The following is a 22,135-nucleotide window of genomic DNA, read 5'->3' as shown; positions in this document are numbered from 1 at the left end:
ATTTTATTTTTTTAATTGTTCTAAATATAAATTATCTCATACTAATAGCAATACCCAATGAAAAACCATTTGCATTAGTTTTAGAAATTTCAGTTAAGTTTTTGTTATTAATTAACCAATCATCTTCATTAATACCAATTCTGTAAGCTAATCTAATTCCAATTAATACATCTTCTTTTGAATCAATAGCCCAATCGAATCCAGTATTGAGAGAAATGTATTGATTTTTTTTCGAACTAATTTTTAATGCACCTTCAATATTTTGTACTCCAGCCGTGGTAGATGTATTTTGATTAACAATGACAATATTTTGATTAACATTTCCAATTGTTATTCCAGCGAACAAATATTTTTGGTTTTTTTTAATGAAATATTTACCCATACCTAATTCACTTAGCATGACATTTTGCTCTAAATCTAAATTATTTTTATTTGATTTTGAATTGTTAATACCGATTACTAAGTTCATAAATAAGCTTTCATCTGAAAATGGCTTATACAGTATAGAAAAACTAGGAGTAAATATTAAACCATTATTAGCAATAGGCAGGTTGTTATCTTCTAAATAATTATTAATACCGCTATAGTTAAAATTTGAAAATGCTGGAATTACTGAAATTTGAAATTTAAAATCATTATTTTCTTTATTTTGGGCAAAACCAAAAAGTGAAATTAAAAATAAGGTTATAATCTTTTTCATATCAATTTAGTTGTAATAATCATATATTTGTACAATTAATTCCGCAGCTGAACTTGAAATTCCGCCAGTAACTCCGCCTGCCAAAGCTCCACCACCAGAAAATAAGCTTTTTATAAAACCACCTAAAGCTCCTTTAATATCTGCTTTAATTACTTTACCCCAGTCAATATCTGGCCAATCTAGTCTAAGATTGTTATTTTGATTAGATTGCAAATCTTTTATTTTTGACCAATAACTATTTTTGTTTATATACTGTTCATTCCAATAGTATAAGCTATTTTTTGCTACAGCGAGACTAGATAAAATTGGAATTTGTTCTTCTTCATTTAAAGAAGATTTTAAAACTTCTGTAACTTGAATTTCAATCTGTTTATTTAAACTTTCTATTTGATCAAATGGAAATTTAATATTGTCAAAAATTGATAAAACTTTTTCAGCGTAGATTTTTTGTTCTTGAGTAAAATCATTTGGGTATGTTTCAAGAAAATAGTAATTTAAGCCATATGAACCAGCAATTTGTATATTACTAGTAGATATATTTCCAAAGTAATTTGAATTACTAATAAAGTCTACAGCCATATTAACTAAAATTTCATTTTTAAAAGGAACTTTTTCAAATGATAATAAATTTTTTCCAAGGAAATCTAATCCTTGATTGTGTAAATCTCCAATGTACTCGCAAGGATTTACTAAATTTTGTGAATGTTTCATTTTTCTAAATTTTTATAATTAATTTACAAATTAACTGCATTAAAATTTTAAAATAAATATGTGTTTATACGTATTTTTCTCAAATGAAAAAGACCCGGAGAAGGTCTTTTTAAGGGTTTTTTTTAAACAGAATTTAGTAATTCAGAGTTGTATATAATATTGTACTTTTTAAAGCAGTATGCTATTTAATAAATAATATTCCTATAATGATTTTATGTTGTCGATTGAAAATTTAGTAAAGCGACATTTATAAATAAATGAATGTATTTCTTCAATTACTTTAGTGGCATCTTCATTTGCCATATAACCTTCCCAATTATTTGTAAATGTATCGATATCACATTCGGTATTTAAAAATAATTCTTCTAAATATTGACTATTATTAGTTTTGCTTGTTGGTTCTGATAATTCACCAGTGTATTGAACTAAATATTTTTTTTGATAAGACCTTAATTCAATATAAAGTTCGTCGAACTGAGGTAAAAGTAAAATATATTCATTTTCAATTTTATTTACAACCTCTATTGAATCTCTTTTTTGATTTTTAAAATATTGTTCTTTTAATAATTTTAATTTAGTTTCTAAGAGGATTTTTTTTTGTCCAATTGGGTTTAACTTATTTTTAATATCCTCAATTTTATTTGCTCTTTCAATGTTTGTCATAGTTTATTATTTTAAATGATTATTTCTTGTATTTTATTGTATTAGTATTTTGAGTGCTAAATCAATAACACTCTAAATATTGCTACTTTTTTTTATTGCTTTTTTCGCGTTGCGATAAAGCACTACCAGCAACAGATTTACTTGCTGGACTTGTTCTTAAGTCTTTGAGTACTTTTGAAGCTGTTGAGGCTACTTTAGCACTTGTTGTTTTTTTTGACATTGATGAGAGTAGTTTAGTTAGTATTTTGAATAATTGTTGGGAAATGTATTTTAATTAGATAGGATTAAGTGAAATGTTTAATATTCGATTATAATAGAGTTTAATTTGTAGGATATATTTTTTTATTATGCCACTTTATAAAAGTTATTGGATACCAAAGAGCCCGATATAATTTTGGCTTTGGATAAACTCCCATAATTTCATAATAATTACTTCCTCTAGTTATGTCAGTTTTGAATAAGACACAAAACGATCGACTACCATAGAGTTTGCCGAATGAAATGCAATTCTCGTTCAATACTTTTCCTGAAGTCTCAGTACCTGTAGTTCCTATTCCTGCAAGAATAAAAACAGGTAATTTAGAGTTACTCATATATGTTTTTTGCAAAATACCAGCATCTGAAGGATAAGTGTCTCCTAAAACTAAATTATGGCCTGTAATTGAAAGTTCGTCACAATTTGTTCCTAATTGAAAATTAATTGGTGAGCAATAATTCATTAAATCATTTGTTTTAGGATTAAATCCTATAGAAAAAATCGGGCTAAAATGTTCAGTCCAATCTCTTTGTAAGTTAGCAATCCTAAATCCTTTATGCTTATTTATTTGTCCTAATAAATTATATACTTCAGCGGCACATTGTCCATCTGCTTGCGACCATAATGGATCAATATTATGATATGGACGGCTTTCTAAATAAGTTTGATTTTGAGGTTGAGGTTGAGGAAATTGACACACATATAATTGGTTCGGTGTTAACTGTGATTGATTGCTAGCTGCTGATAATTGTGAGAGGAAAATTAGTATATCTTTCTTTGATTTTCGGAACCCTGCTAAAACCAAATTAAGTGGCAGTATTGATTTTAACCATGTACACAATTTTGTAAAAAGGTAAAATACAAGAGGAATAAGCATTGAACTTATAACAACATCCCTCCATGAATTTTTAGTAATTCCAGTAAAAAAATCAAATATTTCTTGTATCATAGTTTGTTTGTTTTTACAAATAAGGGTTAGTAAAATATACAACATAACAGTTTATCGGTTGATTTAGTGTTAGATTTCGGAGAATTAAATTGTCAGCCAAGAATAAAAATTGATGCGAGGGAGAATGTTCAATTAATGTGAATATTCTGTCGGTTTTTTAAAATTACCCATAATTATTAATATTTAAAATTTACATAAATAATAAATATCAAAAACTTTACATAATTGTTTTTAATTAAATTGTTTTTAAACTTTTCCTTGATATAAATTTTGTGACCTTCTTAAAATATTTTAAATTAAATTTAAATACTTATTCATTTCAGATTATAAAAATTTAAAATATACCTATAAATTTCTCTTTTATTAAATTCATCCTATCCGTCTTAAAAAATAAACTTAGATAGTCAACAATATTTTCGCCAATTTCTTCTCCAACTTTATCAGCAATTTTAGATCCTAGTTTTTTAAATATTCCTTTTAAAGCACCTTTTAAACTGGTGTCTTCATTTGCACCAATAGATATTAATATTTTTAATATTTCGGATTTAGATTCATTGGGAACATAACTTTCAAAAAGAGCCACAAAAGCTTCAGGAGTAAGCTTAATTAATTCAGGTGAAAATGAACCGTCTGTAATATGATTTAATTTTTTTAGTTTGTCCTTTATATAATCTATCAAATAAGGATTTCCAATTTCTAATCCAATTTTATCATTATCTTTCAAGAAGATAGGATTAGTTATAATTTCTATTAATTCTTCATCTAGTTGTTTAGTTGTTGATTGTCTTAGCTTAGATTCATAAAGTAAACTTCTTGCTTTAGCTCTTGTAACCCTTAACTCAGAAATCAATTCATAGATTTCCGGATTTTCAGAAATTAACTTTAACTTTTGAAGTTTTATAAATAATAATATGTCTAAATCTCTTTTTGATATTGAACCAAAAGCTGGGCTAAAATAATCTTTTATCAATTCTTTAAATACTACCTTTATATCATCACTATTTAATGAATCTATTTTATCTATTAATTTCATAATGTTTTTTTAATTTATCTTAATTTTTTTATTTTTTTTCTTGCGACAATTTAATTGTTATTTGAATTATGCCATCACTAATTTTCAACGGATATTTACCTTTTGCTAACAACCGAAATTCTAGATCTAACCCTAAATAAATTAAAGTATCAACAGAAAAAATGTAATCTTTTTTTTGAACAAATTCTAATACTTCGTTGTTTTTAATAGAATTAAATGCTTTTCCAAATAATTCTTTTTGTTTAATCTTGCTGAGTTTTGAAACCTCTATTTCAATAATAAGCGTGTTGGAGTTTAATTTTTTTAGATTATAAAAATTCATATTGTTTATAATGTTGATACGATTAGTTGTCTTTTATAGTGATTACTACATCATCATCAAATTTATACTCGCCTTTTTTGTAAATTTCTTTGTTGGGGAGAACAATTTCGTAGGTATAAATGCCTTTGGGTAATATAAAGAGACATTCTTTACCGTCTTTTTGGACAACGAGTTCTTTTTTTATCTCTTCGCCTTCCTCGTTTTTGCCCAATATCCTGAAAGTGATTTTGTCGACAAGTTTGTTTTTTACGCAAACACTTTCTATTATTTTGCTATCTGACTTGGCATCCGACTTGGCTACTTTAAAAATAGATAATCCACTTAGTAAAAGTTCTCCACCTTTTAGAATAGTTTGAAGATCGGATTGGGCAATAGAAATCATAGGCAATAGAAATGCTATTGCTAGAAATGTTTTGAATTTCATGATTATTGTTTTTAGAAACTAAACCACTACTTAGTGGTTTAGTTTTGGGGTTATTTATTTTGCTTTAGGCAGGCTTGGATTGCAAATCTGCGCATCGTATTAAAAATAACGACAGAGGTTGGCTGTCGTTATTTTTTGATTTTTGGATAAAATAACGGTTTTATTTTTTTTTATTTTTCTAAATTTATTTATTACAAATCCTACATAAGGAATAAAAAGTATGATGTAAAGTATATGATGTTCAACAGGCAAGTATAGTAAATAATACATTCCAAAGAGCAATAACAGCATTAAAATTGTTATTTTAATTATTAAATTTATTTGATAATTTAGACACTCTAAAACTCCATATCACCTCTTTTATACTTTAAAAAAGATACGTTTTACAGATAATATAAGAAATAATTGAAATCATAATTGATAACAAAAATTGTATTAATAAATGCATTTTTGAATTATTCATTTTTGTAATTCCAGAAAAACTTAAAACAGAAACAATTATTGCTAGAACAGTTGAATTGGAGTCTATTTTTTCATTCAAAATAAAATTATAAACTACAATGCTTAATATGGAAATAATGAAAACTATTATAATATAATAAAATGATTTCATACTCTTTAATTTTTAGTTACCTAACCAACATACAATTCCATAAGCTGCTGATGCTCCCAAGCCAGACCCAATGACCGCACCGCACCATGCTCCCCATCCAACAGGTCCCGTAAAAGCACAAACCACAGCTGTCCTTACTCCTCCACCTACAGCTCCAGCTAAGTCAGCAACTGCTGCATTTCTTATACTTCCTCTTGCAGATAAAGAATTACTATTAGCTATCCAAAAACTAAACGAATATCTTGTTAAAGAAGATACTGATAGAACAAATACCCTATCGTTTTCATTAAGTTCATTAGAATTATCTTCTAATTCAATAATTCTGTTTTTTAAGATTGAATAGTCATTGTTTTTTTCAAAGCCTTCTACAATTTCAAGTAAATTTTCTAAATACATTTTAACATCTTTGCTTATGTATTTTTCATCATACCAAGTTGCAATTTCATTTAAAGAAAACGAAGTCTTATTAATTTCAAATGCACCAAGTTTATTTATAACATTTTCATCTCCGATAATAGATATAAAACCATTACTTGGAATATTACTACTTTCCAAAATTTTAATAGAATATTCTGTTGGATTTTTGCTAAATAATTCTTTTTCTTTATCAGATTCTAAAAGCTTTATTAAAGCTACATTATGGGTTTTGCCCACATAATCATATTCGTTTTTGGGGTTTGAAGGGTCGTTTGTTTGTCCAAAAGATGCAATACTCATAAATACCGTGGCAATTAAGCCGAATACTAATTTTTTCATAATAAATAAAGTTTTTAAAGTTTTTTAAAACCTGAAACTTTTTCAGATTTTTATTAATTTTTTTTGATAACAAATAATTCTGCAGTACTTTGTTATGTCAAAACTACTATAACCTTAAAATGTGGTATTACACTAAAAGTGTAAAAATTGTTAAAGTTTAATTTTGATACATAAAAAAACGACAGTTGTTGGCTGTCGTTTTTTATTCAAGCGTTGTTTTCTTATTTAGTAGCCATTTTACTTTTATAAAAATGTATTCTATTTCATCACTGTCTATGTCATGACCTTGTTTTGATTTAATATCGAGATACCACTCAAAATTATCTAACTACTTTTTAGGGTATTGGTCAAATCGTTTGTGAAAACCTTAGAACAGTAATATAATAGCTCAAATTAAATAGATTTTTAATTTCTGACTTTAATTTTTAGAAAATAAACCACTAGTTTAAGGTAGTGGTTAGTTATTAAGTTATGAATTATACTGAACTATAGACTTTATTATAACGCAAAGTAAAGAGCTTTAACGGGCGTGTTTTATTTTTTTTATAAAAATTCGTATTCTATTATGTAAAAGCAATAACATAATAATAATTATCAAACTATTGCAAATAATTTTTACAACTTCAACTTTTTCAATATTATTAATAATAAAAGAACAGGTTGTTATTAAAAAGTATAACAAGAAAATAATTTCTACAATGAAATATATATATTTTTTCATTTTAATCAATTAATTAATTCCAAAAATTAAAACTATACCTAGCAACAGAGAAGCCCATCAATAAAGTAGCACGTTGTTCTTCTGAAATTTCTTCATTTAAAATGATGTAAGCTTCATATTCATTAGTAAGTTTAATAGCATCGTCTAGATTTCCAGTTGCATGAACACCGTCAATATAATTATTCATAATTTTATGAAGTATACTGTCAGTTACATTAATATCGATTAGATTTTTAAAAGTTTCAACTATATCATCTGAATTTTTAAACATTGAATAAAACCCTATTGTTGCGTCTATTTTTTCTTTATAAAATAATATTTCATTATCGTTTAACTTTATATTTATATAAATATTATTCAAATCTGTAGACTCCTCAGCATTATTGTTTTTTAATAATGAAACTAATAATTCATTGTGTCGTTTACCACATGAGATATCAAAAGGATTTTGGTTTGGGTTAGAAAATGTAATTGAAGAGTCATATGATAGAATACGTTCATCTAATAATTTTGGATTTAAACCTGTTGACGCCATCCTAGAAGCTCCATATGATGCAGCTGCTCCAACAACTACCGCTCCTACGCCAGAACCTATAGCCGCACCTTGTGGGCCAAAAAGACTACCGATTTTTCCACCTGCCCAACATCCAGCCCAAGCTCCTCCAACATCTGCAACTCCTATTTGACACCATGATTTAAACGAACGCTTTTGATAATCTTGAACATAACCTTTATTAATATCTAAAAGATCATTTGTTAATTTTTCAACATTTACTCTTTTATCATTTTCTTTTCCTTCCTGTGCATTCCCAATACAACCAAACATAACTGTGGCAACTAAGCCGAATACTAATTTTTTCATAATAAATAATTTTTAAAGTTTTAAACCCAGAACCATTCTAGGGTTTTTAATAGTGAATTGACAAATAAATCTCGAATAATTTGTTAAGTCAAAACTACTATAACCTTAAAGTGAGGTAGTACACTAAAAGTGTAAAAAATGTTAATGTTTTAGATTGGACTATTGTATAACAAAACGACAAGCTCCTTGAGCTTGTCGTTTTTGGTTTTAAGAAAATAGTGGGTTTAATTTTGTAAACTTTATCAACACGGTTTGCAAAGCTGCACCTTAGTATAAAATTTACGCTAAGTAATTAGAAAGAATAATTAATAAAAAAACCTACAAATGCTGCGTTATTAATATCGTTTAATAAAAAACCTTGTTTAAGTCCAATAGTTGTTTTTTTGGAAATGTTATAATTTATTTTTGAAGCCAAAATTGTAGAATATTCAGTTTTACCATTATCCTTATTTCCAATGTTGATTATTCCTGGACCGCCAATTAAAGAAATGTATAGTTTATTATTTAGTAAATTTAATTTAGGAATTCTATACTCAACAACCGCATAAAATTGATTGTTATGATTTTTCACATTATTAACTTCAAAAGGAGAAACGTAAGTATCTATACCTACCCTAAAATTTGAAGTGATATCATAATTAATTGTAGCATTTAATAGTAAATGGATTTCTTTGTCTGCAGATAAAACACCTGTATTTCCAGTTATATTTAATTTTGATTGAGAAAAAGAGCAGATGGGTAAAACCATTAATGTTAATAAAATTTTTTTCATGTTTATTATTGTTTAATTAGATTGTTAATTTGGTTTAAATACACCAATTTAAACCTTGGATCAGACAAAAAGAAATCCGCTGGGTAATATTCAAAACAACTGTCTGAAATGGTAGTTTTAAAGTCAAAATCTTCCAGATTATTTAATAAATAAGCTACAAATTCAGAACAATAAAAATTATCATTGTGTATGCTAAATTCATAATCATACTTTAAATTAATTGATTTCAGATTTGTTAATTTGTTAATTAAAAGATTCATATTTGAGCTATTGATCGCGCAAGAATATATTGCCTTATAATAAATATTATCTCTATTAAAGAAAGTTAATAAGTTATCTATTATTAAATTATTTTTATCTTCGGTAGGCATTAAATTGTAAATTAATAAATTATTATTTTTACAAATTCCTATTCCTACATGAGTAATGTTTTTATTGTATAAATTGAAATTATCAGCAATAAGTTCTCTTTTCTCATTTGTTCCTCTTGTTACTATATAGATACTATCCTGAATTATTACCTGAGAATGTACTTGAATAAAAAATAATAGTAAAAAATATCTCATATTTTTTTTGAAAAATGTGTTTGAAAAAAACTCGTTTAATTTGGCAAAATCATTAAAAAGTATTATTCCAAACACAAATTAATTTTAACTACTTACTCTCTTTTATTGCCTCAACTCCGCCACTAGCGGCTCCAGCGCCAATTACAGCTCCAGCATAAGTTCCATAACCTGGCTCTATAAAAGAGCCCACAACTCCTCCAATAATTCCACCAATAGCATCTGCCAACCAGCCACGTTTAAAAGAAGTTACGCCAGAATTATTCCAATAATAATTTGAAAATCTAGTTATAGACGTTGAAATCAAAATTTGTTTTTTTTGTTCTTCATTTAAACTACTTTTTAGTATTGTGTCTTCGAATTCAATAACGTAGTTATAAACCATTATTTCCGGATAATCGTCATTCATAAATTTTAAAACACCTCTTACGTATTCATTGAGATATAAATTCAAATTTTCATCTTGAGAATATTTACTTATTATATTTTTAAATTGATTAGGTAAATCTTTAATAGTTTCATTCATGTAATCTTTTGTAAAATTGATTTTAGAATAATCATTTTCTCCAAAATATTTTATAAAATCATCGTTATTTAAAAATAACTTTTTTGTGATTTGACTAATTTCATCAAAACTCATTTTTGGTTTATAATATTTTTTAAAAAAAACATCTAAAACATCATTGTGAATTTTTCCTGCGTAATCATATGGATTTTTTGAACTTTCTTGTGCATTTCCCGCAAACCCAAACATAACTGTGGCAATTAAGCCAAATACTAATTTTTTCATGATAATAAAATTTTAAAAATCTGAACCAGTTTTAAGGTTTTTCTCAGATTTTAGTTAATACTAATTGTTTTTTAACAAATAATTCTGCATTAATTTGTTATGTCAAAACTAGCACAACCTTAAAACTTGGCTTTACACTAAAAGTGTAAAAAAAGTTAAAATTTTATTTTAGTTGAAAATTATAATAAACCTAGTGCTCTACATTCTTTTAGAATGTCTTCGTCACTGCCTTTTTCTATACCTAATAAGTCTTTTATTTTACTTTTTCTTTTTTTGATGGTATCCTCAGAAACATTCATTTTTGTAGCAATAGTCTTTATTTGAAATCCTTCTGCTAGTAATACTATTATTTCTCTATCTAAAGTATCCAAAAATCCTTTTGTAAATAATGGCTCTTTTACTTTTTCTAGTACTATTGGCGTATAATAGGTTTCGCCAGCCAGTACTTTTTCAAATGCATCAAGTAAATGCGGTGGTTTGTAATCACTTTTAACTAACAATCCGTTGGGTTGGATTTTTTTTACTACATTATATAATCTAATAGCATCAAAATGCGCAGTTAACATAATGATTTTGGCGTTGGGCAGATGTTTTCGAATTAAAACACCTAAATCTTCACCATTGTAAATTTTTTGTTCGAGGAATTCCGGAATAGAATAATCTAAAAAAACAAGATCAAAAGCCGAAGAATTGGCTGGATTAATAATAATGTTATAAGCTTCTTCACAATTAAAAGCCGATATAGTTTCAATATTATGTTGTTCTTTATTTAGTGACAACATAGCTTTATAACCTTCAATCATTCCTGGATGATCGTCAATCATTAAAATTCTTACAATCATTGCTTTAAACGTTTAAAGTTTTATTTTGTGAAAGTAGTAATCTAAAATGGAATTGTCAAATTTATTTCAGTTCCTTGATGTAATTCAGATTTAATATTAAATTTGCCATTCAATTCTACTATTCTGGCCTTCATGTTTTTAATGCCAATTCCATTACTTTTTTTGTTGGTATCAAATCCAATTCCATCATCTGAAATAACAATATTTATTTCATTACTTTCTATTAATGACATTGTCAAACATACATTTTTGGCATTAGCATATTTTTCAATATTCTGCAATGCTTCTTGTAAAATCCGATATAAATTTATTTTGATACTATTATTAATTAAATCCCAATTAACTGCTTCGCTAACCTCAAGTGTAAAATGTATTTGAGAGTGATTTTCTATTTTAGTAAAAAGTTCTTTTACAATTCCAATAAAATTGGCGTTGTCTGAAAATAATTTAGAACTTAAGTCATGGGCAATAGTTCTAATTTCTTTTTCAACTTCTTGAATTTCATCAATTTGTTTCGAAAACACTTCGTTTTCTATCAAATTTTCTTTATGAAGTGCAGCATATAAATTCAATCTAACTGCTGATAATTTACCCATTACACCATCATGTAATTCTAACGAAATACGCTGTTTTTCTATATTTTTACCTTCTTCCATCTGTTGTTGTTGATCAATCATCAATTGATAGATAGCTTCATTAGCCTTTTGTTGTTCTTGTTTTAAAAGTAGTTCACGAGTTTTTGCTTTTTGAGATTTATTCATAAACCATAAAACAATCACTAACAAGCTCAATAATCCGAAAACTGAAATAATCCAAATTCGTTTATTAAGTAAATTGTTTTCTTTTGAAACTATCTCTTTTTGATTGGTTATTTCATCAGTTTCAAATTCTATTCTAGCAAATTTATCTCGAGTAGCACGCTCCACATCTTGAAGACTATCGTTCAATATAATATATCGGTCTGAATAAAAGTTTGACAAATTAGGATTAGCTTGTTCTAATAGTTTTAAAATCTTTAATTCATCTTCAAAAATGTTATTTTTATGGGCTAATTTTTGTGCATCTTTAAGATAAGTACTAGCTTTAACTTTATCCTGTTGAATTAAATAATATTCGCCCATATAGGTTTTAACTTCTACTTGAGTTGGAACAAACTTAATACTGTCAGCAATTTTCTCAACTTCTTTAAATAAAAGTAATGAAGATTTATCATTTAGTTTTAATTTTGAGTATGCTATGGTATTAACCACATGGGAATATGTTATTAAATCTGTCTTTTTAATTTTTATTAGATTGACATTTATTTTTAAATATTCAATAACTTTTTGGTATAATTTCTTTTTTTGATAAACTTTAGCTATGTAATTATAAGTTTGTGTTTTTAATTCGTTATATTGTTTTAATTTTTTTAATTCTTCCAGTTTGATTAGTGCTTTATTATAATAAATTAAGGATTTATCATAATTGTTCATCCCAAATAAAGCGTTTGCAATTGTTAAATAGGAACTATATGTAACTATATTATTTCCTTTAGAATTTTTTAAAGATTTTATGGCGGTTGTTTCTGCTGCAGAAAAATCTTTTTGGCACCAAAGTAAATCCGCTTTATATTGAAATATTTCACAAATGTGAGGATTCCCTTTTAATTGCAATGATAACTTTTCAGCTTTCGAAAAATAATAATAAGCACTATCATTGCTAAATAAATTAAAATAATAAAGTCCAATATTTGTTTTTGCATAAATATTGCCTATTGTGTCTTTGTTAGATTCTGCTTTATTTTCAATAATTTTATTTATTTCATAAAACTTCTTTTCGTAAGCATATTTATTTCCAAGTTTTAATAAATCATTCCTTGTATTTATTTCAAATTGTTTCCTTGATTCTTTTATATTTTGCATTGAGTTTTTAGAATGATGAACTCCCTTTTGTTTATCACAACAAATGAAAATTATTAAAAAAAGGAAGATGTAAGTTATTTTGTTCAAAAGAATTAGGTTTAAAAATTTCAAATTTACATAAATAAAAAATATAGCAACTAAATAGTTAGATTTGTTGCTATATTTTATTTAATTTATAATAATTAAGGTTTAATAATTATTGGCGGAACAATAACTCCATCTTTAGCAGTTGAAATTTGTTGTTTGTTTGGTTTTGATGTTGGTAATTCATCTGCAGTACAGGAGGTAAATACAGTAATTGAAGCTGCAAATACCAAAGAAAATAATAAAGTTTTGTGTAATTTTTTTTGTGTTTTAAAATTAAGGTTTTTCATGTTTTTAAGTATTAAATAAGACAATAGTTTTCTGTGCAAAACATTGAAAAACAACATTTTGCGATTTTTGTTAAAAAATTCAGGAATTCCTTGTACTTGTATTAATACGATGTAAAACTACTTAGTTTGTAAGGGGTTGTTTTACTTTAAAAGTGTAAAAAATGTTAAAATTTGAGTTATTTAAATAAAGGTTTTTTTAGTAATTATATATTGGCATTATTATTTGGTACATAAAATAATTTTGACCTAATAGTCATATCAAAAAGTGACAATTAGTAAAAAGAATTAATATCGGATATGATAGTTAAAAGAAGGATGAAGGTGAAGTTGGTAGAAAATAAGTATATTCTCTAAGAAAGACAATGAAACTGACGGATAATACTATTGGGACAATTCAAAAATTTAAAAAACTTATATCCGAATAAATATGAGTACCTCAACAAAATATAATCTACTTATGATTAAGATTAAGATTAAGATTAAGATTGAAAATGACTTAATCCTACTTTATGAAAAGTTTAAAAATCACCAAAACGAATTTATAAAGACAATTTAAATTAGGGATTTATTGGTTGACTTGAATATGTCAGTAATTAGATTGATCAGGTTTTGAAGTTATTTAAAAAACAGTAGTATTCAAAAACCTTATTTGTTAAAATGTGAATATTAAAGGTGTAAGTTAAATTATCTTTACTACTTTTAACTTTAAACACCGTAAAAAAAATTCGAAAAAACCGTAATGTGGTAAAAAATATGTTCAGAAATTTGATAGGTCAGTTATAGCTTTGAAGTTTAAGAATTTATTTTAAAAAAGTAATAAAATTAACTGAAATATTTAACAAAATGTCTGAACAAATAAACCAATTTATAAAGGATGTTGACGAAGCAAAAATATTACTCGAAAATGAGCTATCTATTGAACTAACATTTCTTAATATTCAATTAGCATTGGCAAAACAACTAGGTTACGAAGCTGACGATAGTACAAGAACTGCTTCACATAATCTTAATGCATCTCAAATTTTTGAGATGCTAAAAAATTTCAATTTTCCAATTGAAATTGAAACTATTGAATTAGAAGATTCTATTCTACCAAAAGGTTCTATAACTAGAATTGATGAAGAAACAATTAAAAGTAAAGGCGAAATTTGGGTTATACATAAGTATGACAAAGACCCTTTTCCTTCAAATCCACATGCTCATAACGAAGGAACCGGTCAAAAATTAGACTTAACAAATGGAGATTTGTATGATAGTAAAAATAATTATTTAGGCATTAATGTTTCTAAAAAAAACCTTGTTTTATTGCGTAGAAAAGTAAAAAACATCACACTTCCTGAATTAACCTTCATTTAATTGTTCGAATGTAATTTATTATTCTTAATTAAAATTTATAGACATGAAAAACAAATTGACTTCATTTATTGAAAAACATTTATCAATAATTATATTAATATTTATTATTTGGGTGATTATCAGTCCAATATTGTTTACTCAATTTTCAATTATCAGCTTTAGTAATGATGGTAGCACAGGACAAATTGGTGATACAATTGGTGGTATTACTGCGCCTGCTATAGGACTTTTATCTGCAATTTTACTTTATCTTGCTCTCACAAAACAAATCGATAATAATAATATAATAATTCATGAATCTAATTTTAGGACTACTTACAATGAAATTGTTGAATTTAAAAAATCATTGAAAGAGTATAAGTTTTTTCAACAAACAGGAGTGCATGCAATTAAAATATTTCCCTCCCAAGTATTAGAAAATCTTTTAGTTAAACAAATTAATAGAGATAAACTATATAACATTATAGTTGAATATGATAATCTTTTTAATGGTTTTCATAGACTGTTTTATCTTATGGATAATCTAGATACAAATAATAAATATTCAGATTTTCTAAAAAAAGAAATAAAAAAAGTTTATACAGATTTTTTTCAAGAACCATGTATTGAGGTCTTGACTATTTGGGATGTTACTGAGAATGATTTGAATGATTTGATAAAAGGTAGGATGTATATCTTAAAACAAAATATTTCTATTGTTCACTCAACCATTGGGAAAATTTAAAATGTACAACTACTAACAAATTGGGGAAATTTGAAAAACTAAATTAAATTACTTACATATAATATCAAATATTATTATTTTTTATTTGTGTAAAGTAAATTATTTAAAAAGTTAAACTGTCATAAACATTGTGAATTTCTTGTTCTCTAATTCCAAGGTATCGTTTTGTTATACTCATACTTGAATGCCCAAAAAGTTCCATCAACAAAACTAAACTTTCATTTGAATAATTATTTACTTCCATTACCCTTCTTTCAAGTGTTTTTCTAAAAGTATGTGTAGAAAAATTACCATCTAATTTTATTCTATACTTTTTCACTAACTCTTTAAGTTTAACAATCAAATAAGATTTATCAATTGATTTAGTTCCATACTTGTTAATGAAAATAAGTTGATTTAAGTTAGTGATGTTGGATTTTGAAACAATCCTACTAATAATCTCTTTCAAGTCTTTATTTACTTTAATACTTCTTTGTTTTTTTGTTTTCATTTCTCTCAATGTGAAAGTTTCATTTCTCAATAAATCTGAATAAGTAAGAGTTAATAAATCTGAAATTCTTAATCCAGTAAATACGCCAATTGAAATTAATAGACAGAATTTATAATTCTCATCTTTTTCTAATCTTGTGATTATTGAAAAGAAGTCATTCCATTCCATATATGTAGTATTTGTATTTTGTCCTTTAGTACTCATAATTACTATTTGTTATTATTAAGATACAAATTTAAGGGCATACTTATACTCAACTACTAAAAATGATAAAAGTATAAGTTAAAATAATAAAAAATACATAACTAACTGATTATCAATGCTAATTACCTTATACATTTATCAAAAGTATAAGGTGATAAAATTTTGGGCATAAATGATTGATTATGTTTTTATTTGTGGAGATTTAAAGAGTTCTCTGTAATAATAGTTTGCAATTTAATCAGCATAACACATGAAAAAAATAAGTGTTTTCACGTATTTACAATCCAAGAAGCAACCTCTTTATGAAGTTTTGGAAAGTGTGGAGAGGTGTGAAAACTTGTCTCGAAGAATTTTCATGTCTTCACTCACTTTTTTATCCAATACTTTAGCATAATGTTGGGTTGTACGCAAATTTTTATGACCAAGCATTTTGCTAACGCTTTCAATAGGTACGCCGTTTGTAAGTGTTACCGTAGTAGCAAAAGTATGTCGGGCAATGTGAAAAGTTAGTTCTTTTTCAATCTCGCAAACGGCAGCTATTTCTTTTAAATAGGCATTCATTTTCTGATTGCTAAGTATCGGCAATAGTTTATCTTCATTTACACTTTGTGGATGGTCTGCGTATTTGTCAATAATCATTTGCGCTACTGGAAGAATTGGAATCTTAGAAGCGGTTTCGGTTTTCTGGCGGTGGGTAAATATCCATTTATCGCCATCAATCCCGATGCTTATATGTGACTTTGTTAGGTTTTTGACATCAATATAAGCCAAGCCTGTAAAGCAGCTGAAAAGGAAAATATCGCTTACTAGAGAGAGTCTTTCGGTTTTAAAATCTTTATTTATGATACTTTGAATTTCCTCTTCAGATAAATAAACGCGTTCTACTTCTTTGACTTTTGATTTGTAGTTGGCGAATGGATTTTTATCTAACCAGTCATTGGCCAAGCAAAGCTTGATTATTTTATTGAAGTTCTTGATGTATTTAACAGCTGTATTATTGGCACATTTCCTCACTGTTCGCAAGTAGAATTCATAATCAGTAATAAAAGCATGATCTATTTTATCAATATTGATGTCAGTTATATTGTATTTCCAAAATAAAAAGTTTGATGTGTGTTTGAGTGATGTTTCATATCGCTCTAATGTACCTGGTGCATATTCTATACCAAGCAAATCTTTTATTTTGCTGTTGTGTTCTTTGAATATTGGGATTAACATTCGTTCTCTAATTTTTGTTCCTAGTAGTCTGTTCTTGAACTCCTCAATATTCAATGTAATATTGTCTTTTAGAAGTTCAAATTGGATTTCATTTATTTGATTTTTAGTGAAATCAAGTAAGCTGTTTATTGAACGAGCTTCTTCTGAATTTCCTTTCATTCGGCTTAATTCATTCGACCATTTTGTTGGTTCTATGAACTTTTTAGAACTGTATTCGAATCGTTTCCCTTCGACTGTTAATCGCACATAAATAGGAAATAGCCCTTTTGCATTGGCTTTAGTTGATTTTGCATAGAAATGCAAGGTGGTTTTTGCTTTCATTTTGGTAACCTTTAAATTATACATTAATTTAGGATAAGGTTTGCCACAATACAAGATGTTTGTTTATTGATTAAGTCGTTGAATAGGTTGCTAGCATTGAGATTAGCTCCATAAATCAAACTGTTTAATCGATTTAGCGAGACCCAACTATTTGTAAATTTTTAGGGTCTCGATTTTGCACCTTGAATTTTGAAAAAGAATGAATAATTTGAAAGGTAGTAAAAAGAAAAAACCCCGAAAATCATAGGATTTCGAGGTTTTTGATAACTTTTGAAAGTTATTTCGCGGAGAAAGAGGGATTCGAACCCCCGGACCTGTTACAGTCAACAGTTTTCAAGACTGCCGCATTCGACCGCTCTGCCATTTCTCCAATAAGACGCAACTACTTCCGTAATGCGGATGCAAATATAGTAACCTTTTTCTGTTTTCCAAATAGATTTTAAACAAAATAATAATTATTTTGTTTGCACTAAACTAATCGTTTCATATTCTATTCATTACCTATGAAATTTAAATTTGAATAATTTAATAAAAAGCAACCCTCTTGTTTATTCGCTTGGTATAAATTTTTGAAAATCTAATTTATCCTGATTTCCCAATGGAAAAAACGTAGACCAAAAATTGTATTACTAATATACCAACGGTGCCGCTCCCAAAAAAAATTAGACCTAAAAAACCCCAAAGGATTTGAAATCTTTTGGGGTTAGGTTTGATATAATAAAGGGCTTAAACGTGAAGCGCTCTGTTGTCTGTCGCAGCCAAGGCTGCTTCTTTAATTGCTTCAGCAAAGGTTGGATGTGCGTGAGACATTCTAGAAATATCTTCGGCAGAGGCTCTAAATTCCATTGCGGTTACGGCTTCGGCAATTAAATCGGCGCAACGGGCACCAATCATGTGTACACCAAGAACCTCGTCTGTTGTAGCATCGGCAAGGATTTTTACAAATCCGTCCAAATCTCCTCCTGCACGAGCTCTACCCAATGCTTTAAAAGGAAAACTTCCTGCTTTGTAGGCAATTCCATCGGCTTTTAGTTGCTCTTCGGTTTTACCTACGGCAGCAACTTCGGGCCAAGTATAAACTACACCCGGAATTAAATTGTAATCGATATGTGGTTTTTGTCCGGCTATGATTTCGGCAACCATGGTTCCTTCTTCTTCGGCTTTGTGAGCCAACATGGCGCCACGAACGACATCACCAATAGCGTATATATTGGAAACGTTGGTTTGCAAATGATCGTTTACTTCCACCATGCCTCTTTCAGTCAACTTCACTCCTGCTTTATCCGCATTCAATCCGTCGGTATATGGACGACGCCCTACTGCTACTAAGCAATAATCGCCTTCTAAAGAAATGGTTTCGCCTTTGGCATTGTCGGCTTGTATGGTAACAGCATCTCCTGTTCTAGCAACCGATTTTACTTTATGAGAAGTATAGAATTTCATGCCTTGTTTTTTCAAGACTTTGGTCAATTCTTTAGACAAACCAGCATCCATTCCTGGGATAATTCTATCTAAATATTCTACTACCGAAACTTGTGCTCCTAAACGTAAATACACTTGCCCAAGTTCGATTCCGATTACGCCACCACCAATAATTACTAGATGTTTAGGAACTTCTGGTAATTTTAATGCTTCGGTTGAAGTGATGATTCTTTCTTTATCTAAAGTGATGAATGGCAAGGTAGAAGGTTTAGAACCTGTTGCTATAATGATGTTTTTACCTTCAATAGTTTCGGAAGTGCCATCTGCTTTAGCGATTGCTACATGAGTAGCATCTACAAACGATCCCATTCCTTCTATAACGGTAACTTTATTTTTGTCCATTAAAAATTTAACGCCTCCTGAAGTTTGATCCACCACTGCTTGCTTGCGGGCAATCATTTTCTCTAAGTTCACTTTTACTTCTCCCGAAACTTCAATTCCGTGATCGGCAAAATGTTGCAATTCTTCATAATGGTGGGAAGAGGCCAACAATGCTTTGGATGGAATGCACCCAACGTTAAGGCAAGTTCCGCCAAGGGTAGAATATTTTTCGATAATTGCGGTTTTGAAACCTAATTGGGCACAACGAATTGCCGAAACATATCCGCCAGGACCTGAACCTATGATGACTACGTCAAATGAACTCATAACTTAACTTTTTTTGTGTTTTATTAAATAGTGGTGCAAAAATACGAATTAAATTGCAATGATAATCGTAAAAATTTGGGCCCTTTTTTAGGGAAAATAAAGTTTTATATATCCCACAATTAGTATTTGTTTAGGAAGTTTTAATCTAATTTGTATTGTATTTTAGCTAATTGAGTAGGAAAGTATAAAGTTTTTATCGAATTACTTTCTTAATTAGAGCTTATCGAAAGTTTAAAATTGGGATAGGAATGCAATATTATAAATGATTTTGGAAACTGAATTTCATACCATATGCTGGGAACATAGCCCTGATTGAGCCGGTAGCTCTCGTGGAGGAACGGAACGAGACTAAAGGCGAAAGCAGGAATTGCCTTTACTAAAATGCCCGAAAGATTCGCTCCTGAAAATACTTTGTGATATTTAGCTATATATATTGTATGTGTTTTGTGAATCGACTATATTTGCAGTCCATAAAATTTTAGGAATGATAAAGATTACGCTACCGGATGGTTCGGTTAAGGAGTTTGAGAATGGTGCAACTCCGATGGATATTGCGAAAAGCATAAGTGAAGGATTGGCTCGGAATGTAATTTCGGCTGCTTTTAATGGTACTACTGTAGAAACTTCGACGGAATTATTTGTGGATGGTTCTTTGGTTTTGTTCACGTGGAATGATAAAGAGGGCAAAAAGGCTTTCTGGCATTCTACTTCTCACGTTATGGCGCAAGTGCTGGAAGAAAAATTTAATGGAATTAAATTGACGCTTGGACCTGCAATTGAAAACGGGTTTTATTATGACGTGGATTTTGGAGATAACAAAATTACAGATGCCGATTTTAAGGCTATTGAAGACCGCGTTTTAGAAATTTCTAGAGAGAAACATGAGTTTACTATGCGTCCTGTTACTAAAGCAGAGGCATTGGAGGCGTATAAAGATAATGTTTACAAAACAGAATTAATATCGAATTTGGAAGATGGTACGATTACTTTTTGTGATCATGCTAACTTTTTTGATTTGTGTCGTGGTGGTCATATTCCGAATACTGGAATTATCAAAGCGATGAAAGTAATGAGTGTTGCCGGTGCTTATTGGCGTGGTGATGAGAAAAACAAACAGTTGACTCGAGTATACGGAATTTCTTTTCCGAAGCAAAAAGATTTGACCGAATATTTAGAATTGCTAGAAGAAGCAAAACGTAGAGACCACCGTAAACTTGGCAAAGAGTTGGATTTATTCGCTTTTTCGGCCAAAGTTGGTCAAGGTTTACCTTTGTGGCTACCTAAAGGTGCTGCTTTACGCGATAGATTAGAGCAATTTTTGAAAAAGGCACAGAAAAAAGCAGGTTACGAACAAGTTATTACGCCGCATATTGGACAAAAAGAATTGTATGTAACTTCTGGTCACTATGCTAAATATGGTGCAGATAGTTTTCAGCCAATAACTACTCCAGCCGATGGGGAAGAGTTTTTATTGAAACCGATGAATTGCCCTCACCACTGTGAGATTTACAATACCAAACCATGGTCGTATAAAGACTTACCAAAGCGTTACGCTGAATTTGGAACAGTTTATAGATACGAACAAAGTGGGGAACTACATGGTTTAACTCGTGTGCGAGGATTTACGCAAGATGATGCGCATATTTTTTGTACGCCAGATCAATTGGATAGTGAGTTTAAAAAAGTAATTGACTTAGTACTTTATGTATTTAGTTCGTTAGGATTTGAAAATTTTACTGCTCAGATTTCGTTGAGAGATAAAGAAAATAGAGATAAATATATTGGTAGCGATGAAAATTGGGAGAAAGCAGAAAATGCAATCATCCATGCAGCTCGCGATAAAGGATTGAATACGGTTGTAGAATATGGCGAAGCTGCATTTTACGGACCTAAACTTGACTTTATGGTGAAAGATGCTCTTGGTAGACAATGGCAACTAGGAACTATCCAGGTAGATTATAATTTACCAGAGCGTTTTGAATTGACTTATAAAGGAGCCGATGACAAATTACACCGACCAGTTATGATTCACCGAGCACCGTTTGGATCAATGGAACGTTTTATAGCAATTTTATTAGAACACACAGCAGGAAATTTCCCTCTTTGGCTAATGCCAGAACAAGCTATAATCTTGTCTTTGAGCGAGAAATATGAAAAATATGCCGAAAAAGTTTTAAATCTGCTAGAAAATCACGAAATTCGCGCCCTAATTGACAACCGCAACGAGACGATTGGGAAGAAAATTAGAGATGCCGAAGTGCAAAAAATGCCGTTCATGCTAATTGTAGGTGAGGATGAGGAGAAAAACGGAACTGTTTCAGTAAGACGTCACGGACAAGAAGGAAAAGGAAATATCACAGTCACAATAGAAGATTTTGTAGCAATTGTTAATGAAGAAGTTGCCAAAACCTTAAAAACATTTGAAGTTTAACTAAAATAA

22 protein-coding genes and 1 tRNA gene are annotated in these 22,135 nt (G+C 28.7%); 3 read left to right on the top strand and 20 right to left on the bottom strand.

Going from position 1 to position 22,135, the window contains the following annotated elements:
* Positions 1-31: 31 nt before the first annotated feature.
* The 16 genes from ACIQ2J_RS04120 to ACIQ2J_RS04045 all read right to left on the bottom strand — a co-directional run bounded on the left by ACIQ2J_RS04120 (position 32) and on the right by ACIQ2J_RS04045 (position 13,252).
* The gene (locus ACIQ2J_RS04120; protein WP_396167038.1) at positions 32-700 is read right to left on the bottom strand and encodes a hypothetical protein; all 669 of its coding nucleotides are present in this window, start codon (positions 698-700) and stop codon (positions 32-34) included.
* Between the two features lie 6 nt (positions 701-706).
* A complete protein-coding gene (locus tag ACIQ2J_RS04115) occupies positions 707-1,411 on the bottom strand; it encodes a hypothetical protein (RefSeq protein ID WP_396167036.1) in 705 nt (234 codons plus the stop codon).
* 201 nt (positions 1,412-1,612) lie between these two features.
* Positions 1,613-2,074, bottom strand: a complete 462-nt coding sequence (locus tag ACIQ2J_RS04110; protein ID WP_396167034.1) for a hypothetical protein — start codon at positions 2,072-2,074, stop codon at positions 1,613-1,615.
* An 82-nt stretch (positions 2,075-2,156) separates the two neighbouring features.
* A complete protein-coding gene (locus tag ACIQ2J_RS04105) occupies positions 2,157-2,294 on the bottom strand; it encodes a hypothetical protein (RefSeq protein WP_396167031.1) in 138 nt (45 codons plus the stop codon).
* Positions 2,295-2,394: 100 nt separating this feature from the next.
* Positions 2,395-3,279, bottom strand: coding sequence for a hypothetical protein (locus ACIQ2J_RS04100; RefSeq protein WP_396167028.1), 885 nt, complete (start codon positions 3,277-3,279; stop codon positions 2,395-2,397).
* Positions 3,280-3,613: 334 nt separating this feature from the next.
* On the bottom strand, positions 3,614-4,312 hold the full coding sequence (locus ACIQ2J_RS04095) for a hypothetical protein (protein ID WP_396167025.1): 699 nt from the start codon (positions 4,310-4,312) through the stop codon (positions 3,614-3,616).
* Between the two features lie 28 nt (positions 4,313-4,340).
* Positions 4,341-4,634, bottom strand: coding sequence for a hypothetical protein (locus tag ACIQ2J_RS04090; protein WP_396167023.1), 294 nt, complete (start codon positions 4,632-4,634; stop codon positions 4,341-4,343).
* A 22-nt stretch (positions 4,635-4,656) separates the two neighbouring features.
* Positions 4,657-5,058 carry a hypothetical protein gene (locus ACIQ2J_RS04085; RefSeq protein WP_396167020.1) on the bottom strand — a complete coding sequence of 134 codons (402 nt, stop codon included), beginning with the start codon at positions 5,056-5,058 and terminating at the stop codon, positions 4,657-4,659.
* A gap of 625 nt (positions 5,059-5,683) precedes the next feature.
* Entirely contained in the window at positions 5,684-6,427 is a 744-nt protein-coding gene (locus ACIQ2J_RS04080; protein ID WP_396167019.1) for a hypothetical protein, read from the bottom strand.
* Between the two features lie 734 nt (positions 6,428-7,161).
* Positions 7,162-8,010 carry a hypothetical protein gene (locus tag ACIQ2J_RS04075; protein ID WP_396167017.1) on the bottom strand — a complete coding sequence of 283 codons (849 nt, stop codon included), beginning with the start codon at positions 8,008-8,010 and terminating at the stop codon, positions 7,162-7,164.
* Between the two features lie 292 nt (positions 8,011-8,302).
* Positions 8,303-8,782, bottom strand: coding sequence for a hypothetical protein (locus ACIQ2J_RS04070; RefSeq protein ID WP_396167015.1), 480 nt, complete (start codon positions 8,780-8,782; stop codon positions 8,303-8,305).
* A gap of 5 nt (positions 8,783-8,787) precedes the next feature.
* Entirely contained in the window at positions 8,788-9,423 is a 636-nt protein-coding gene (locus ACIQ2J_RS04065) for a YiiX/YebB-like N1pC/P60 family cysteine hydrolase (protein ID WP_396167013.1), read from the bottom strand.
* A 13-nt stretch (positions 9,424-9,436) separates the two neighbouring features.
* Entirely contained in the window at positions 9,437-10,135 is a 699-nt protein-coding gene (locus ACIQ2J_RS04060) for a hypothetical protein (protein WP_396167011.1), read from the bottom strand.
* Between the two features lie 179 nt (positions 10,136-10,314).
* Positions 10,315-10,977 (bottom strand): response regulator, encoded by a 663-nt coding sequence (locus ACIQ2J_RS04055; RefSeq protein WP_396167009.1) that lies wholly within the window; start codon positions 10,975-10,977, stop codon positions 10,315-10,317.
* Between the two features lie 41 nt (positions 10,978-11,018).
* A complete protein-coding gene (locus ACIQ2J_RS04050) occupies positions 11,019-12,878 on the bottom strand; it encodes an ATP-binding protein (RefSeq protein ID WP_396167007.1) in 1,860 nt (619 codons plus the stop codon).
* 182 nt (positions 12,879-13,060) lie between these two features.
* Positions 13,061-13,252 carry a hypothetical protein gene (locus ACIQ2J_RS04045; RefSeq protein WP_396167005.1) on the bottom strand — a complete coding sequence of 64 codons (192 nt, stop codon included), beginning with the start codon at positions 13,250-13,252 and terminating at the stop codon, positions 13,061-13,063.
* An 843-nt stretch (positions 13,253-14,095) separates the two neighbouring features.
* Between ACIQ2J_RS04045 and ACIQ2J_RS04040 the strand changes: the two genes are divergently transcribed.
* On the top strand, positions 14,096-14,608 hold the full coding sequence (locus tag ACIQ2J_RS04040; RefSeq protein ID WP_396167003.1) for a hypothetical protein: 513 nt from the start codon (positions 14,096-14,098) through the stop codon (positions 14,606-14,608).
* Positions 14,609-14,651: 43 nt separating this feature from the next.
* Positions 14,652-15,332: a hypothetical protein gene (locus ACIQ2J_RS04035; RefSeq protein WP_396166999.1), complete on the top strand. Its 681-nt coding sequence runs from the start codon at positions 14,652-14,654 to the stop codon at positions 15,330-15,332.
* 103 nt (positions 15,333-15,435) lie between these two features.
* Here the strand turns inward: ACIQ2J_RS04035 and ACIQ2J_RS04030 are convergent, their stop codons facing one another.
* From ACIQ2J_RS04030 to lpdA, 4 genes are all read right to left on the bottom strand, one after another.
* Positions 15,436-16,026, bottom strand: coding sequence for a tyrosine-type recombinase/integrase (locus ACIQ2J_RS04030; protein WP_396166996.1), 591 nt, complete (start codon positions 16,024-16,026; stop codon positions 15,436-15,438).
* A gap of 300 nt (positions 16,027-16,326) precedes the next feature.
* The gene (locus ACIQ2J_RS04025; RefSeq protein ID WP_396166993.1) at positions 16,327-17,565 is read right to left on the bottom strand and encodes a site-specific integrase; all 1,239 of its coding nucleotides are present in this window, start codon (positions 17,563-17,565) and stop codon (positions 16,327-16,329) included.
* 285 nt (positions 17,566-17,850) lie between these two features.
* Positions 17,851-17,935, bottom strand: a tRNA-Ser gene (locus tag ACIQ2J_RS04020).
* A gap of 356 nt (positions 17,936-18,291) precedes the next feature.
* On the bottom strand, positions 18,292-19,695 hold the full coding sequence (lpdA, locus tag ACIQ2J_RS04015; RefSeq protein WP_396166990.1) for a dihydrolipoyl dehydrogenase: 1,404 nt from the start codon (positions 19,693-19,695) through the stop codon (positions 18,292-18,294).
* A 484-nt stretch (positions 19,696-20,179) separates the two neighbouring features.
* Between lpdA and thrS the strand changes: the two genes are divergently transcribed.
* Positions 20,180-22,126, top strand: coding sequence for a threonine--tRNA ligase (thrS, locus tag ACIQ2J_RS04010; protein ID WP_396166988.1), 1,947 nt, complete (start codon positions 20,180-20,182; stop codon positions 22,124-22,126).
* Positions 22,127-22,135 lie beyond the last annotated feature (9 nt).

Origin of the sequence: Flavobacterium sp., assembly GCF_044357305.1 — a bacterium.
Classification (GTDB): Bacteria; Bacteroidota; Bacteroidia; order Flavobacteriales; family Flavobacteriaceae; genus Flavobacterium.
Note: the sequence above shows the minus strand (reverse complement) of the source record. Positions and strands in the feature narration are given on the sequence as shown.